Origin of the sequence: Actinomadura sp. NPDC048394 (genome assembly GCF_040651755.1) — a bacterium.
Lineage (GTDB): Bacteria > Actinomycetota > Actinomycetes > Streptosporangiales > Streptosporangiaceae > Spirillospora > Spirillospora montaniterrae.
On sequence record NZ_JBEZJL010000069.1, the window covers coordinates 25,913 to 38,789 of the forward strand.

General features: G+C 70.5%; 14 protein-coding genes. 6 read left to right on the forward strand and 8 right to left on the reverse strand.

Annotation, left to right across the window (positions count from 1 at the left end):
* Positions 1-190 precede the first annotated feature (190 nt).
* Entirely contained in the window at positions 191-886 is a 696-nt protein-coding gene (locus tag AB0C78_RS37680; RefSeq protein WP_360757719.1) for a hypothetical protein, read from the forward strand.
* Positions 887-927: 41 nt separating this feature from the next.
* Here AB0C78_RS37680 and AB0C78_RS37685 read toward each other — a convergent pair whose 3' ends face one another.
* Entirely contained in the window at positions 928-1,797 is an 870-nt protein-coding gene (locus AB0C78_RS37685) for a LysR substrate-binding domain-containing protein (protein ID WP_360757722.1), read from the reverse strand.
* Between the two features lie 96 nt (positions 1,798-1,893).
* On the opposite strand from AB0C78_RS37685, the gene AB0C78_RS37690 reads away from it, so the two are divergent.
* Positions 1,894-2,286, forward strand: coding sequence for a tautomerase family protein (locus AB0C78_RS37690; protein WP_360757725.1), 393 nt, complete (start codon positions 1,894-1,896; stop codon positions 2,284-2,286).
* A gap of 58 nt (positions 2,287-2,344) precedes the next feature.
* On the opposite strand, the gene AB0C78_RS37695 is transcribed toward AB0C78_RS37690, so the two are convergent.
* Positions 2,345-2,827 (reverse strand): protease complex subunit PrcB family protein, encoded by a 483-nt coding sequence (locus tag AB0C78_RS37695; protein WP_360757728.1) that lies wholly within the window; start codon positions 2,825-2,827, stop codon positions 2,345-2,347.
* Between the two features lie 267 nt (positions 2,828-3,094).
* Here AB0C78_RS37695 and AB0C78_RS37700 point away from each other — a divergent pair, with 267 nt between their 5' ends.
* Positions 3,095-4,336: a hypothetical protein gene (locus tag AB0C78_RS37700; RefSeq protein ID WP_360757731.1), complete on the forward strand. Its 1,242-nt coding sequence runs from the start codon at positions 3,095-3,097 to the stop codon at positions 4,334-4,336.
* A gap of 125 nt (positions 4,337-4,461) precedes the next feature.
* On the opposite strand, the gene AB0C78_RS37705 is transcribed toward AB0C78_RS37700, so the two are convergent.
* From AB0C78_RS37705 to AB0C78_RS37715, 3 genes are all read right to left on the reverse strand, one after another.
* Positions 4,462-6,252: an FtsX-like permease family protein gene (locus AB0C78_RS37705; RefSeq protein WP_360757733.1), complete on the reverse strand. Its 1,791-nt coding sequence runs from the start codon at positions 6,250-6,252 to the stop codon at positions 4,462-4,464.
* Between the two features lie 5 nt (positions 6,253-6,257).
* Positions 6,258-6,398 carry a hypothetical protein gene (locus AB0C78_RS37710; RefSeq protein WP_360757735.1) on the reverse strand — a complete coding sequence of 47 codons (141 nt, stop codon included), beginning with the start codon at positions 6,396-6,398 and terminating at the stop codon, positions 6,258-6,260.
* 193 nt (positions 6,399-6,591) lie between these two features.
* Positions 6,592-7,458: an alpha/beta hydrolase gene (locus AB0C78_RS37715; RefSeq protein WP_360757738.1), complete on the reverse strand. Its 867-nt coding sequence runs from the start codon at positions 7,456-7,458 to the stop codon at positions 6,592-6,594.
* Positions 7,459-7,558: 100 nt separating this feature from the next.
* Between AB0C78_RS37715 and AB0C78_RS37720 the strand changes: the two genes are divergently transcribed.
* Entirely contained in the window at positions 7,559-8,194 is a 636-nt protein-coding gene (locus AB0C78_RS37720) for a helix-turn-helix domain-containing protein (RefSeq protein ID WP_360757741.1), read from the forward strand.
* A gap of 264 nt (positions 8,195-8,458) precedes the next feature.
* Here the strand turns inward: AB0C78_RS37720 and AB0C78_RS37725 are convergent, their stop codons facing one another.
* Entirely contained in the window at positions 8,459-8,746 is a 288-nt protein-coding gene (locus AB0C78_RS37725) for a hypothetical protein (RefSeq protein WP_151542098.1), read from the reverse strand.
* 369 nt (positions 8,747-9,115) lie between these two features.
* On the opposite strand from AB0C78_RS37725, the gene AB0C78_RS37730 reads away from it, so the two are divergent.
* Positions 9,116-9,892 carry an NAD(P)-binding domain-containing protein gene (locus AB0C78_RS37730; protein WP_360757743.1) on the forward strand — a complete coding sequence of 259 codons (777 nt, stop codon included), beginning with the start codon at positions 9,116-9,118 and terminating at the stop codon, positions 9,890-9,892.
* Between the two features lie 15 nt (positions 9,893-9,907).
* On the opposite strand, the gene AB0C78_RS37735 is transcribed toward AB0C78_RS37730, so the two are convergent.
* Positions 9,908-10,453: a hypothetical protein gene (locus AB0C78_RS37735; RefSeq protein ID WP_360757745.1), complete on the reverse strand. Its 546-nt coding sequence runs from the start codon at positions 10,451-10,453 to the stop codon at positions 9,908-9,910.
* Between the two features lie 159 nt (positions 10,454-10,612).
* On the opposite strand from AB0C78_RS37735, the gene AB0C78_RS37740 reads away from it, so the two are divergent.
* Positions 10,613-11,638: a hypothetical protein gene (locus AB0C78_RS37740; protein ID WP_360757747.1), complete on the forward strand. Its 1,026-nt coding sequence runs from the start codon at positions 10,613-10,615 to the stop codon at positions 11,636-11,638.
* 22 nt (positions 11,639-11,660) lie between these two features.
* Here the strand turns inward: AB0C78_RS37740 and AB0C78_RS37745 are convergent, their stop codons facing one another.
* Positions 11,661-12,821: an epoxide hydrolase family protein gene (locus AB0C78_RS37745; RefSeq protein WP_360757750.1), complete on the reverse strand. Its 1,161-nt coding sequence runs from the start codon at positions 12,819-12,821 to the stop codon at positions 11,661-11,663.
* Between the last annotated feature and the right edge of the window lie 56 nt (positions 12,822-12,877).

Here is a 12,877-nt window from a genome sequence, read left to right on the forward strand (position 1 = left end):
AGGCATGGAGCGGCCCCGGCGGTGCGGAACGATTCGTAAGCGCGTTGTAATCACCGATGAGCATCATCGTCACCATGACGCCACGGACGCAGCAGCGCGGATGAATACGGCTCGAACGCCAGGCCCATCCCAGTCGAGGAGTGGAGGCAAAGGCTGTCAGCTAGCGGTACTGGCGCTGATCGGAGCGGTCGTGTTCCTCGCTTGGAGGTCGTGCGCTCCGGACCGGCCGGAGCATGCGCCACCACTGCTGGTCGGAGCCGCCAAGCCGGACGCCGCACGCATCGACCCGGGAACGGTCGGCCGGCCGGACGGCTTCGTCGACGGATCGGGCTGGCCGGACGCGTGCGCGTTCCTCAGTGACGCGGAGATCCGAGCCGTCCTGCCGCAGGCGACCCGCGTTCGGCGCACGGGCGGCGAGGTCAAGCTGAGAACGATGAACGCGTTCGACGCCACCGGCGGCCCGCTGACGGCGCCACGCGGTAGCTGCACGTACACGTTCGATCTGCCGGGGCTGCACGGGGTCGTCATCGAGGTATCGGAGGAGATCGACGCGCGTCCCGCGGTCGTGGAGATGAACTGGTCGAACCTTCTCTCCAACCGCCATGACGTGCCCGGTGCGCTCGATGCCGAGAGTTGCGCAGCGGGGATCACGGCCCTTCCCATGACCTGCCGAAAAGGCCAACTGGCCTATGACGTGGGTTTTGACCTCCTGCAGGCCTCCTCCACGACCGCGCTGCACGACCGCAAGCTGCACGTGAAGCACGGCGGCAAGTCCACCGCCTTCGATCTCGACGACGACAGAAGCGCCCTCAGCCGCTTCCAGGGCACCGTCATCGAACCGGAACTGGCGAAGACGATCAACGCGAAGATCGCCAAAGGACACTAGCCCGCTCACCGCTGATTCCTGCAACCTCGCGGCGGTGGCGGTCAGTGTCCCGCTGTGGCGCGCAGGGCGGAGACGAAGGTGCGCAGGGCCCTGCGAGCGGCCGGCTCGGACGGCCGTGACAGCAGGACGACGCTGCGGGTGGGCAGCGGGGGGAGGCCGAGTGATGCGCCCATGTCCATGGTGCCGGGTGGAGCCGCGCGCGGGCTGAGCGCCGCCACGGCCAAGCCCGCTGCCGCAGCCGCACCGATGGTCGCGATGCCGCCGCCCACGAACACCTCTTGCCAGGCGATGCCCGCTTCGTTCAGCGCGGTCACCGCCATCTGGTGCACATGGCATGACTCGGACTGCAGTGCGAGGCGCAGGGGCTCGCCGGAGCGGTGTTCGAAGTCGGTCGAGGCCATCCAGCCGAAGGACTCCTCCATCAGGACTTCACCGTCGGTGCGGCGGCCCTCATGCCGCAGCACGATGGCCGCGTCCAGCGCACCGCTGTCGAACAGGTCAAGGAGCTCCCATGAGCTGGCGATGCTCACCTCCAGCGTCAGGTCCGGCTCTGCTCGCCCTATCTGGCGCAGGAGATGGGGCAGTTCGGCGCCGACGACGTGGTGGCTCAGGCCGATCGACAGGCGTTGCCGCTGGACGCCGAACGAGCCCAGCGCGCCCGCGTGGGCGGCCAGCAGCTCGCGTGCGGGCCCGAGAAATGCGGCGCCGTCTTGCGACAAGCGGACCAGGCGGGGCGTGCGGTCCAGCAAGCGGCGGCCCAAGGCGTCCTCCAGCCGCTTGATCTTCAGGCTGACGGCGGACTGCGTGGAGTCCATCGCCTCCGCCGCGCGCGTGAAGCTCTTCATCTCGGCGGTCAGCACGAAGGCCTGCACAGCGTCCAGGGCGAGCATCTTCATCGCCACCCCGATCATTGGAGAATTTAATGGCTGAAATATTCTAAGATGACTTTTTCCAATGATCAAGTGATGGCTACGCTGCGAACCGTCCCGAGGAAACGGAGTCAGACCATGCCCTTGGTCCAGGTGTCGTTGCGGCGAGGCAAGTCCGCCGAGTACCACCAAGCCCTCTTCGAAGGCGTCTACCGCGCCATGCGTGAGACCTTCGACGTGCCGGAAGACGACCGCTTCATGACGATCACCGAGCACGACGGCAGCACCTTCAGCGTCAGCCCCACCTACTGCGGCGTCGAACGGAGCGACGAGGTGGTCATCATCCGGATCACCGCCAACAACACGCGCGACCTCGCCCAGAAACAGGCGCTCTACCTGCGCATCGTCGAACTCTTGCAGGCCAATCCCGGCGTGCGCCCCGAAGACGTGTTCATCAATCTCGTGGAAGTCCTGCCGGAGAACTGGTCGCTCGGCAATGGCCTCGCGCAGTACGCGGTGCAGCAGGGCTGAGGGGGAACGGTTCGCTCCGCGCCTTCTTTACCGATCACCCCGCGAGGGCCCTGAGTCCTCAGTCGTCCGGCAGGCCGCAGTCGCCGATCTCCCGTTGCCGGACGTCGATCGTCACCTCGACGTCGCCGTCGAACGGGGGCGTCGTGACCGCGTGGACGGGATGGCTGGCCATCTCGAAGGTCACGTCCCCCGGCTCGGTCTCCACGGCATGGACCATGAGCACCGATCCTCGCACGCCGATCCGGTCGATCTCCAGGTGGTAACCCATCGTCGGACGAAATCCCAGCGCGACGAGGACCACCATGCCGGCCGACCAGTCGACCTCCGGCGAAGGCGGGGCCACCCACTTCGTATTGGCGGTGACCGGCCATTGCCTAGGCACCGCCGGGTCGGGCATCCTCTGGGTCGTCACACGAGGCCAGAGCTCGTCCCACGTCTTCTGATCACGTATGACCAGGTGGCAGGGCCCTTCCAGCCCCGACGACGCTTCCTGGACGAGAGTCTCGAACGGGACTTCGTGCACCTGCAACGCGTCATCCATGGCGCCACCTCATCGCACACTTCACCTTTCGAACCAACGATTTTTCGCCGGGCGCCAAAGTGCCATCAGTAATTCATGCGGCGCAGGGCGTCCAGGAGCGTGCGCCCTAAATGCTGCGGTCGGCGCGACGTACCGGTCGACCTCTGCAGTCCGTTCCGGGACAACAGATCAGTCCAGGCGGCCACTCGCAGACTCAGTGCGCTTGGACGCCTGTCCCGAAGTGGTCATCGCCCTGCTCGACGACTCTCAGGACGAAATGATCAACGCATGATCGAGGAACCGGATGCTCCGCGGACCGAATCAGGGCGGCGGCGCCATGTGCGGCGGTGGGCGATACCGGTGGCGCTGGCCGTGGTGGTCGCAGGCGGCGCCACCGGAGCCCGGCTGGCATTCGGCGGCGAGCGGCACGCTCCGGCATCCGCGTCCACCACTGCCACGACACCCGCCGACGGCGGCACTTCGACGGCCACGCCGCAGCGGAAGCCGCGTTTCTGGCTCATGATCAGTACGGTCGCCGATCCGGCAACGGCGAAGCGCGGGACGAGACGAGGTAGGCCCTCCCCGTGGTTTCAGGTGCGGTCGGCTCCGAGCTCGGGCCGGAGCCGGGTGATCGCCTCCGTTCCCGCGCCGTCACCGGCGACAGGGCGCGCCCATCAGATCGTCGCCGCTCCCGACGGGACCTTCGTGATCGCCTCGTCCCGGGCCACGCCGTGCGAGTCGCGGCTCTACCGCGTCGGTCTCACCCCACGCGGACGACCCGCCAGGATCACTCCGATCAGGGGTGGCGTCACGCCGGCTCTGGTGGCGGGCCTGGCCATCAGCCCGGACGGCCGCCACATCGCCTACGCCACCGAGCCCTGCGACCCGCAGTCGGCCAAGCGGGCAGGGGCGGGACAGCAGGGATCATCGCCGGCCATACCGGCCAGCCCTCCGCATGCCACGCTCACAATGCTCGATGCCGCGACGGGGAACCGCCGCACATGGTCGGCCAGCGGATCCTCGGTCGTCGGCGAGATCATCTGGGCGGGAGACAACCGCACTATCGGCTACACCCTCGGCGACGTCGCCGCTCCAACCGCGACCACTCCGGCAAGCCCCGGCCCAGACGTTAACGGCCCACCGGTCGGCGGCCTGGCCGTCCACGCCCTCGACACCACCGCCGTGGGCACCGACCTGCGCTCGGGCCGCATCCTGTTCCGGGCGCCCGGCGGGTCGCAGGTGCTCACCAGCGTGACCATGAACCTCGACGGACGGACGGGCGACGGCGTCCTCGAAGAAGGACACCCCGCGACCACCAAGCTCTTCAAGTTCGGCGAAGGGCAGCCGATGCGCATCACCAAGGTCTTTCCGCCCGAACCCGGGGTGATGCGCGCCTTCTCGTCCGGCGGCCCACCCCGCTACGCCTGCGCAACGGGAATCGACGCTTTCGGCAGGGTCATCCGGGGCGCCTTCGTGGGCCCGATCGGCCTGATCGGAGTGTCCGGATGCATGACCGCCGCCGCGTACTGACACGGAGTGGGCTGGTCGCTCATCTTGGGTGCGCTGGGACGGGACGTCCCGCCGATCCGCTCACACCGCGGGCCACGCCGTCATCGGCATCGCCGCGGTGCTCATTGGCCACGACCGACCAGGTCTTAGAGGTCGCTGGTGAGGGTTCGTGTTATGGATCGGCGGGCCGCGATGCGGGCGGGCACGGCGGTGAGCGCCGCCGTCGCCAGGATCGCGGTGAGCGCGGCGGTGAGCAACGACCAGGTGGGAGGCATGTTCACTTCCCCGTTGCTGAAGAACAGGTAGACGGACGTTCCCAGCGGGATGCCCGCGAGCGCGCCGGGCAGGGCCGGCAGGAGCTGCGCGGTGGACAGCCCGGCCGTGACCTGCGCGGGGGTGGCGCCGAGGGTGCGGGCGATGGCCATCGCGGGCCGGGCCTCCTGGGCGGTGGTCCAGGTGATCGTGATGGTGTTCACCAGGGCCAGGACGATCACCGCGGCGGTGACGGCCAGCAGCAGGTGGCGGTCGTGCGCGACGCGGGCGTCGTCCGCCATCGGAGAGCCCGGATTGCCCTTCACCGGCTGGACGTAGCCGATCAGCAGGCCGGTGACGATGGTCAGGCTGGTCATGAGGTTGCAGGCGTGCAGGACGGTGCGGCCGGGCCGGCGGGCGATCAGGCGCAGCCCGAGCAGCAGCGGAGTCGGCAGCAGCGCCGAGATCCGGTTCAGCAGGGCCCGCCGCCTGGGGCGGTGGACGGGGTCGGCGAGAGTGGAGACGGTCCCGGTGCGCAGCGCCCGCAGCGCCGGGCCGAAGGTGGTGAGGGCCGCAGCCGCGAGGGCGGCGACGGTCGTGACGGCGATGGTGTCGCCGGACGGGCCGGCGGCGCTGGTGAGAAGGCTCGCGGTGGGGTTGACGATGACGGGTGCGAGGAGCCGCGACAAGGTGAGGCCCAGCGTGTCGGCGAGCAGCGCCAGGGTGGCGTATTCGGCGAGCAGCACGGCGGTGATGAGACCGGGTGAGGCGCCGACGGCCTTGAGCAGCCCGACCCGCCGGGTCTGCTTGGCGGCGCGTCCGGCCGCCAGGGTCGCCATGCCGCCGACGGCCAGGAAGCCGAGCAGCCAGCTGCCGACGGCCAGGATCGGCTGGCTGACCCGCAGGATGACGAAGTCCTGCTGGGCGATGTGCTGCCAGGGTTTGGTGTGCACCCAGGTGTTCGCGAACGCCGCGGCGATGGCCGGGTCATGCCTGTTCAGCGTGAGAGCGGCGGCGGGATCACGCAGTTTCAGGGCGATGAAGGAGGTCACCGGGACGTCGGCCGACTTCAGTGCCCGGGTGTCCTGTTCGGCCAGCCAGACCAGGCCGCCGCCGTGGCTCGGCCCGCCGCCGGGGCCGATCCCCGGCGCCCACGGGTAGACCGACCGGGCAGCGGTCACGGCGATCCCGACGACGGGAAGCGAGCGGCCCGCGACAGTGACGCGGTCGCCGACCTCGGCGCCCAGGACCGAGGCGAAGCCCCGTTCGAGTACGGCGCCTCCGGGGCGGACCCACGTACCCGAGGTCACCAGCGGACGGTCGACCGGGCGCGGCGCCGGATCGGTGACCTGCACCACCGCGGCGCCCGATGAGCCGTGCACCGCGAGCTGCGTGTAGTACTGCCGGTCCGGCCCGCTGTAGGCGACGACCCCAGGCGCGTGCTCCAGCGACTCCAGGGCGGTGATCGTGGTGCGGTCCGTGCCGGGTGAGTACATCACCACGTCCGGCCCGGCCGTGGCCTGCCGGGTCTGCCAGTACAGCTTCTCGGTGGCCCCGTGCATGGACAGGCCGAGGGCGAGCGTGGCGGTGGCGGCGGTCATCGCGACCAGGAGGATGACGGCCTGGGCGGGGTGGCGGCGCAGGTCGGCCAGGACCAGGCGGAGGACGAGCAGGACGCGTCCCATCGGCGTCAGTCCTCCAGCCCGATCGGCGCGTCCGGCCGTCCGGTGGCGACCGGGGCGACCTCATGCGACGTGGGGATCAAGCCCTCCGCCTGCCCCTGCGGCTTGGACAGTCCGCGGACCTGCAGCACATCGCCGTACGCGTCCATCGATCCCCGGCTTCGTCCTCTGCGGCCGATCAAGGCCGCACCTCTAACGGCTAGCTAATGGATAGCGGTTAGCCGTCGCGGGCGTCAAGCAAGATCGTCGAACCCGTCCGGCGGCCGGGGCGGCCCAGGCGAATCCTGATGGGGAATGGGCGGCGCGCGCCAGGCTTCTTTCTGGCGCCGCCGCCGTGGGTGGTCATGCGGGGTCGGTGGTGGTCCAGTGGCGGCGGATGTGGGGGGCCAGTTCGGCTGCGCGTTCGTGCGGGAAGAAGAGCTTCCCGCCGGTGATCTCGACGACGTCGCGCGCACCGGGGATGGCGTCGTGCAGCCAGCGCGCCCACTTCATGTCGAAGAACTCGTCGTCGGTCGCCCAGGCGATCAGGGTGGGGGCGCGCAGTGCCCGCAGGGCCGGTTCGGCGGCGAGCAGGTCGTCCGGTCCGAGCCGGGCGATCAGTTCCTCGAAACGCGCGGCGGCCGCCGGGGTTCCCATGACCGGCTGGAGGAACGCGTCGACCAGCTCCGGCGTCAGGTACCGCTGGTCCTGGTAGCCGGTACTGAAGATCGCGCGGGCGGCGGCGGGGTCGGCGACGAGGTCCGGGGCCGCGGCGGCGAGCTGACCGGCGCGGGCCGCCTCTACGGTGGCCGCCATGGCGGCCGGCGGGATGTTGTCCTGTGTCTCGCAGTTGGTCAGCGTCAGCGTGCGGATCAGTTCGGGGTGGCGGGCGGCGAACACCTGGGCGATCGCGCCACCGGTGTCATGGCCGACGAGGTCCACTTGGTCGAGGGACAGGTGCGCGCAGACGTGCGCGAGGGTGTCGGCGAACGCGCCGACGGTGAGCGGGTGTTCGGGTGCCGCCGGGCTCTGGCCGTGCAGCGGAAGGTCGATGGCGATGCAGCGCCGTGTGTCGGCGAGCAGCGGGATCAGGTCGTGCCAGATGTAGGCGTTGGTGGCCACTCCGTGGACGAAGAGCGCCGCCGGCCCGGTGCCGATCTCCACATAGCTCAGCGTTCCGGACGGGGTGCGCACGGTGTGCCGATGATCGTCGTATCCGGCCAGGTACATGCTGCCTCCGTAATCGTAAGGTGAACAGCGACAATGCAGGAAACCGACTGTCGGTCTAGAAGTTATAAACCGACTGTCGGTTTGTCAACGGAGGTAACGCATGGACCGACGCCTTGACCGCGGGCAGGCGACCCGGCAGCGCCTGATCGAGGTGGCCACCGAGCTGTTCGCCGACCGCGGCTACGAGGGCACGTCGATCGAGGCCGTCCTCGAGCGCGCCGGGGTGAGCCGCGGATCGCTGTACCACCACTTCCGGGGGAAGGACCGCCTGTTCGAGGCGGTGGTGGAGGCGGTCCACGCGAAGGTGGGGGAAGCCACCCTCGCCGCCGCCACGGCGAGCGGGGCGACCGAGGCGCACGGCCTGCTCAAGGCGGCGGAGCTGGCCTGGATCCGGCTCGCGGGCGACGCGGTCGTGCGCCGGATCCTGCTGATCGACGCGCCGACCGTGCTGGGCTGGCGCCGCTGGCGCGCCATCGAGGAGCAGTACGGGCTGGGGATGCTCAAGGCCGTCCTGCAGGAGGCCGCCGACGCCGGACGCGTCCCGGCGCAGCTCGTCGAACCGTTCGCGCACATCCTGCTGGCCGCCGGGAACGAGATGGCGCTGGTCATCGCCTTGGCCGACGACATAGCGGCCGCTCAGAACACCGCGGAGATCGCCGTCGAGGAGTTTCTCAACCGCCTCTTGCAGCCGGCCGAACCGCGCGAGGTCCGGCCGTCACCGCCCGCGCCGGCGTGACCGTCGACGGCATCTCCGGCCGGGTGTGATCGAAATGGGTATGCGATCTGTTCTTTTCTGTGGCGGACGAGACCGCCTGCGCGGACCAGATCGCCTTTATTCGCCGGGTCTGTGCCGCCGGCTCCGAGCCGCTCGAAAAAGCCGCTGCTCCGTCCTGCGAATTGGAGCGTGCGCGGTAAGGGGAATGAAAAAGGGGGAAGGGCCGGCGCGTGGGCGCCGGCCCTTCCTGGGCGGGCCTGGGCCCGCATAGCACGTCGTTTCGGATCAGCGACCCGAGATGACCGAGCTGCCCGCGCAGGTGAAGGACTGGTTGGGGTTCTCGGAGCTGAGCCCCAGCGCGCCGACGAGGCCGCCCTGCGAGTGGTTGATGTTGCTCTGGCAGTTCGGGACGACCGCGGTGGTGCCGCCGTCGTGGCCGCCGCCGTTGCCGAGGTTGAAGTTCTGGTTGTCGTTGTCGCTGTCGCCGCCGACGAGAAGGGTGGACAGCACGGCGCGCTCCGGCAGAACCTCGCCGGCCAGCTTGTCCAGCTCGGTGTAGCTGAAGGACTTCATGTGGTTCCCTTTTCTTCCTTTTCACGCCCGGATCCCCATTGGGAACACCGGATGCCCCCTCCCCACCCCGAACAAGGTGGAGTGACTCTACGTATAGCAGAGGTGACCAACGGTCGCCAGCCACGCGCCCGGCGGCGATTCCAACGGAATTGTCCGGCGGCCGGGCGCATTATCGATCGCATAGGGTTTCACCGTGAAGGATGCGGTTTTGTCCCGCGCGGTCATCGCGGCCCGGACGGCCGGCGGCCACTATCCTCGGTCTGGCGGTGGGAATCCGATCCACTTGTCCGTCCCTTGTGGGTGCCCGGCGGCGTGCCGGGCACCCACGGACCGGCGTTTCAGCCGTTTCGCCGTGCTTATGGGAGGAGGATGGCCACTGTGGAGCGGATCGGCATCATCGGAGTGGGCGAGATCGGCCGTGCGATCGTGACAGGCCTGTGCGACGGGGCCGGCGAGTCCCCCGAGGTGTTCCTGTCCCCTCGCGGCGCGGGCACGGTCGCGGAACTGTCCGAGCGCTTCGGGTCCGTGCGCGTGTGCGCCGGCAATCAGGAGGTGGTGGATCGTTCCGACGTGGTGGTCATCGCCGTCCGCGGCCAGGACAGGCACGAGGCGCTCGCCGGCCTGACGGTCGGCGGAGACAAGATCGTCGTCAACGTGATGGCCGGTGTCGGCATCGACGACCTGCGCCGCACCCTGGGCACCGACGCACCGTTGGTACGGGCGATTCCTCTCCCCGCCGTACGCGAACGCCGCGGCGTCACGGTGACGTATCCGTCGCACCCGACGGTGAACTCCCTGTTCGAGCGCCTGGGCGGGGTGCTCCCGGCCGAGGACGAGGCGGCCTTCAACGTCTTCTCCGCGCTGACGGGGACGCTGACCGCGCACTACTCCTACCTCGCCGCGCTCACCTCGTGGGCCGCCGGCCACGGCATCGCCGCCGACGACGCGGACGGGTACGTCCGCGGCCTGTTCCAAGGCGTCGGGCGTGCCCTGAACGACCGGACCCGCTCCCTGCGGCAGCTCGCGGCCGACCACGAGACCCCGAACGGGAGCAACGAGCGGATCCGCACCACCTGGTTCACCCCGGCGAACTCCGCGGCCCTCGGCAAGGCCCTCGACGACCTTCTCGCCGCCCTTGAGGGATGATCGGCGCGGGGCCGGTCAGCGCGCGTCGCGGTAGTCGCCGCACCGGATGCGGCCCCATCCGTCCTCGTCCGCGTTCGGGGCGCTCCACAGCCGGACGCTGCTGATGCCCGGGACGGCCTCCGCGGTGCACGCGATCTGGGCCACGGCCGTCCGCGACCAGTGCACCGGCCGGCGCGGGGCCGTGTCCGGCAGGTCGACGACCAGCACCGCGTCGTCCTTCGGCAGCGAGGCGACGCGCACCAGCCGGGCCACGAGCGGCCGGCGGACCTCCGTGTGCAGCCCCTGAAGCTTCTCGGCGGCGGTGACCGGGACGCTGAGCTGGCTCAATGCCAGGTAGGGGTGTCCCGGAAGCTCGGGGCGCGCCACCGCCTTGAGGTGCTTGCCCCGCGCCAGGTACACCGTGATGGTGCCGCTGTTGCCGGCGGCCTCCACCGGGCCGCCCGCGCTGACGACCCCGGTGGGCCGCACGCCGCAGCCCGCCGTCGCAACGACGGCCAGCGCGGCCGCCGCGGCCAGCGCCACCGCGGCCGGCCGGACGAGCCGGACGAGCCGGTCCCCCATCGCGTTCCTCCTCGTCGTCGCGCCGGAGCGCTTCAGCCGACATCCTTCCTGATGATCGGAGGTGCTCTCAGCGCGGCGGCGGCCGCAATCCTTACGAAGATCGAACGTGTGGGGCCGCGATCTGGTGCGGGCCGCGTCGAAGATCATTGACTGGGGCCCATGAACGCATCCGTTTCCGCCTCCTCCGCCCGCCGGGCCGCCGGCGCCGTGCTGCCCCTCGCGCTGGCCGCCGTGGTGTTCGCGCCGCTGCGGGCGTCGGCGGCCGAGGTCACGGTCGAGTCCACGAGCGTGTCGCCGTCCAGGATCTCCTCCGGGGAGGAGGCCGTCCAGACGGTCACCCTGGCCGAGCCGGCCCCCGCCGGCGGTGTCACCGTCGACCTTCTGGACGGCAACGAGTACGAGGACCTCACCTACTGGCAGTCGACCAAGCACCGCGTCACGGTGCCCGCCGGGCAGCGCCGCGTCAGCTTCCCGATCCGGGTGCAGTCCGCGACCAGTTCCGGGACGGTGACCCGGCTGAAGGCCGGCGTCGGCGGCTCCGTCGCGGAGACGTCCGTCACCGTCGACCCGATCGACGCGCGCGTGCAGGACGTCACCGACTTCACCGTGGACAAGCGCATCGCGCCGGAGGGCGGCAAGATCACCGGCACGGTGCGGATCAAGTCCCCGGCGCCGGTCGGCGGGCTGGCCGTCGACCTGCGCAAGACCCCCTACGAGAGCGCGGCCGTCTCGTTCCCCTACTACGTGGTCGTGCCCGCCGGGTCGACCAGCGCGACCTTCGCCATCGAGTCGACGGCCTACGACCGGCCGCGTTTCGCGACCGTCATGGCCGCGCTGAGCACCGCCACGCAGTTCAACGGCGTCATCGGCGTGCCAAAGAAGTTCTCCATCGGCGTCCTCGGGCCGGTGCGGCACTACCCCGGGAACGTGGAGAACTTCGGGGTGGTCGGCCTCGGCGACATCTGGCACCCGTTCGGCGCCAGGATCAACCTGACCAGTGACACGCCCGGCGTGATCGCGCAGCTCAACGTGCCGGCCGACGGCAGCATCCCGGCGAGCCAGGCGGGCGCCCAGTTCCAGATCCACGTCGCCGACTCGGTCCCGGCCGGCACCAAGGTGAAGCTCACCGCGTCGTGGGTGCTCGGCCCCGCGCCGGTCAGCACGGAGTTCACCGTCCAGGAGTAGCACCGCAGGACCCGGAGGGCGGTCAGCGGACGAGGCGGAAGAACGAGCGGAGCTCGTCGACGAACAGGTCGGGCTGCTCGAACGCCGCGAAATGGCCGCCCTTGCCGGGCTCGTTCCAGTGCCGGATGTCGGTGAAGCGCTTCTCGGCCCATCGCCGGGAGGGACGGGGGTTCTCCCGGGGGAACACCGAGCATCCGGCCGGGACGGTCACCAGGTCGGCCGTCCCGGCGGTGAAGAGCCGCTGGACCTGCTTGAAGCTCTCCCAGTAGAGCCGGGCGGCGGACGCGCCGGTCCCGGGCAGCCAGTAGAGCATGAGGTTGTCGAGGAGCTCGTCGCGGGTGAGCGCGTTCTCGGGGTGGCCGTCGCAGTCGGTCCAGGCGCGGAACTTCTCGATGATCCAGGCGCACAGCAGCGACGGGGAGTCGACGAGCCCGTACCCGATGGTCTGCGGCCGGGTGGACTGTTCCAGCGAGTACCCGTCCTCCTGCTCCCGCGCGCTTTCGAGTGCGGACAGCGCGGCGCGTTCGGCGGCGGTGAGGTCGCCGAACGTCGCCGGGTCCGGCGCCGCGAGGGGCGGGACGAGGTGGATGCCGGCCACGTGCTCCGGATCGTTCTGGCCGATCAGCGCGGTGATGGTGGTGCCCCAGTCGGAGCCCTGCGCCCCGTACCGCTCGTAGCCGAGGCGCGCCATCAGCCGGATCCACGCGCCGGCGATCCGCTCGACGCCCCAGCCGCCGCGGGCGGGCTTGTCGCTGAACCCGTAGCCGGGCAGCGACGGGCACACGACGTGGAACGCGTCGCGGGCGTCGCCGCCGTGCGCCTCCGGGTCGGTGAGGGGCCCGATCACCTTGAGGAACTCGACGATCGAGCCGGGCCAGCCGTGCGTGAGGACGATCGGCAGCGCGCCGTCGTGCGGCGAGCGGACGTGGAGGAAGTGGATCCCGAGCCCGTCGATCGACGTGCGGAACTGCGGCAGCGCGTTCAGGCGCCGCTCGGTGGCCCGCCAGTCGTACTCCTCGGCCCAGTACCGGCACAGCTCGCGCAGGTAGCCGAGCGGGACGCCCTGCGACCAGTCGCCGACCGTCGCCTCCTCCGGCCAGCGGGTGCGCCTCAGGCGTTCGCGCAGGTCGGTCAGCGCGGACTCCGGGACGTCGAGCCGGAACGGGGTCACTTCGCCGGTCATGCCGCCCTCCTCGGTGGAGCGCCGCGGGGACGCAGCCGCCGGAGGGCGCGCGCCGC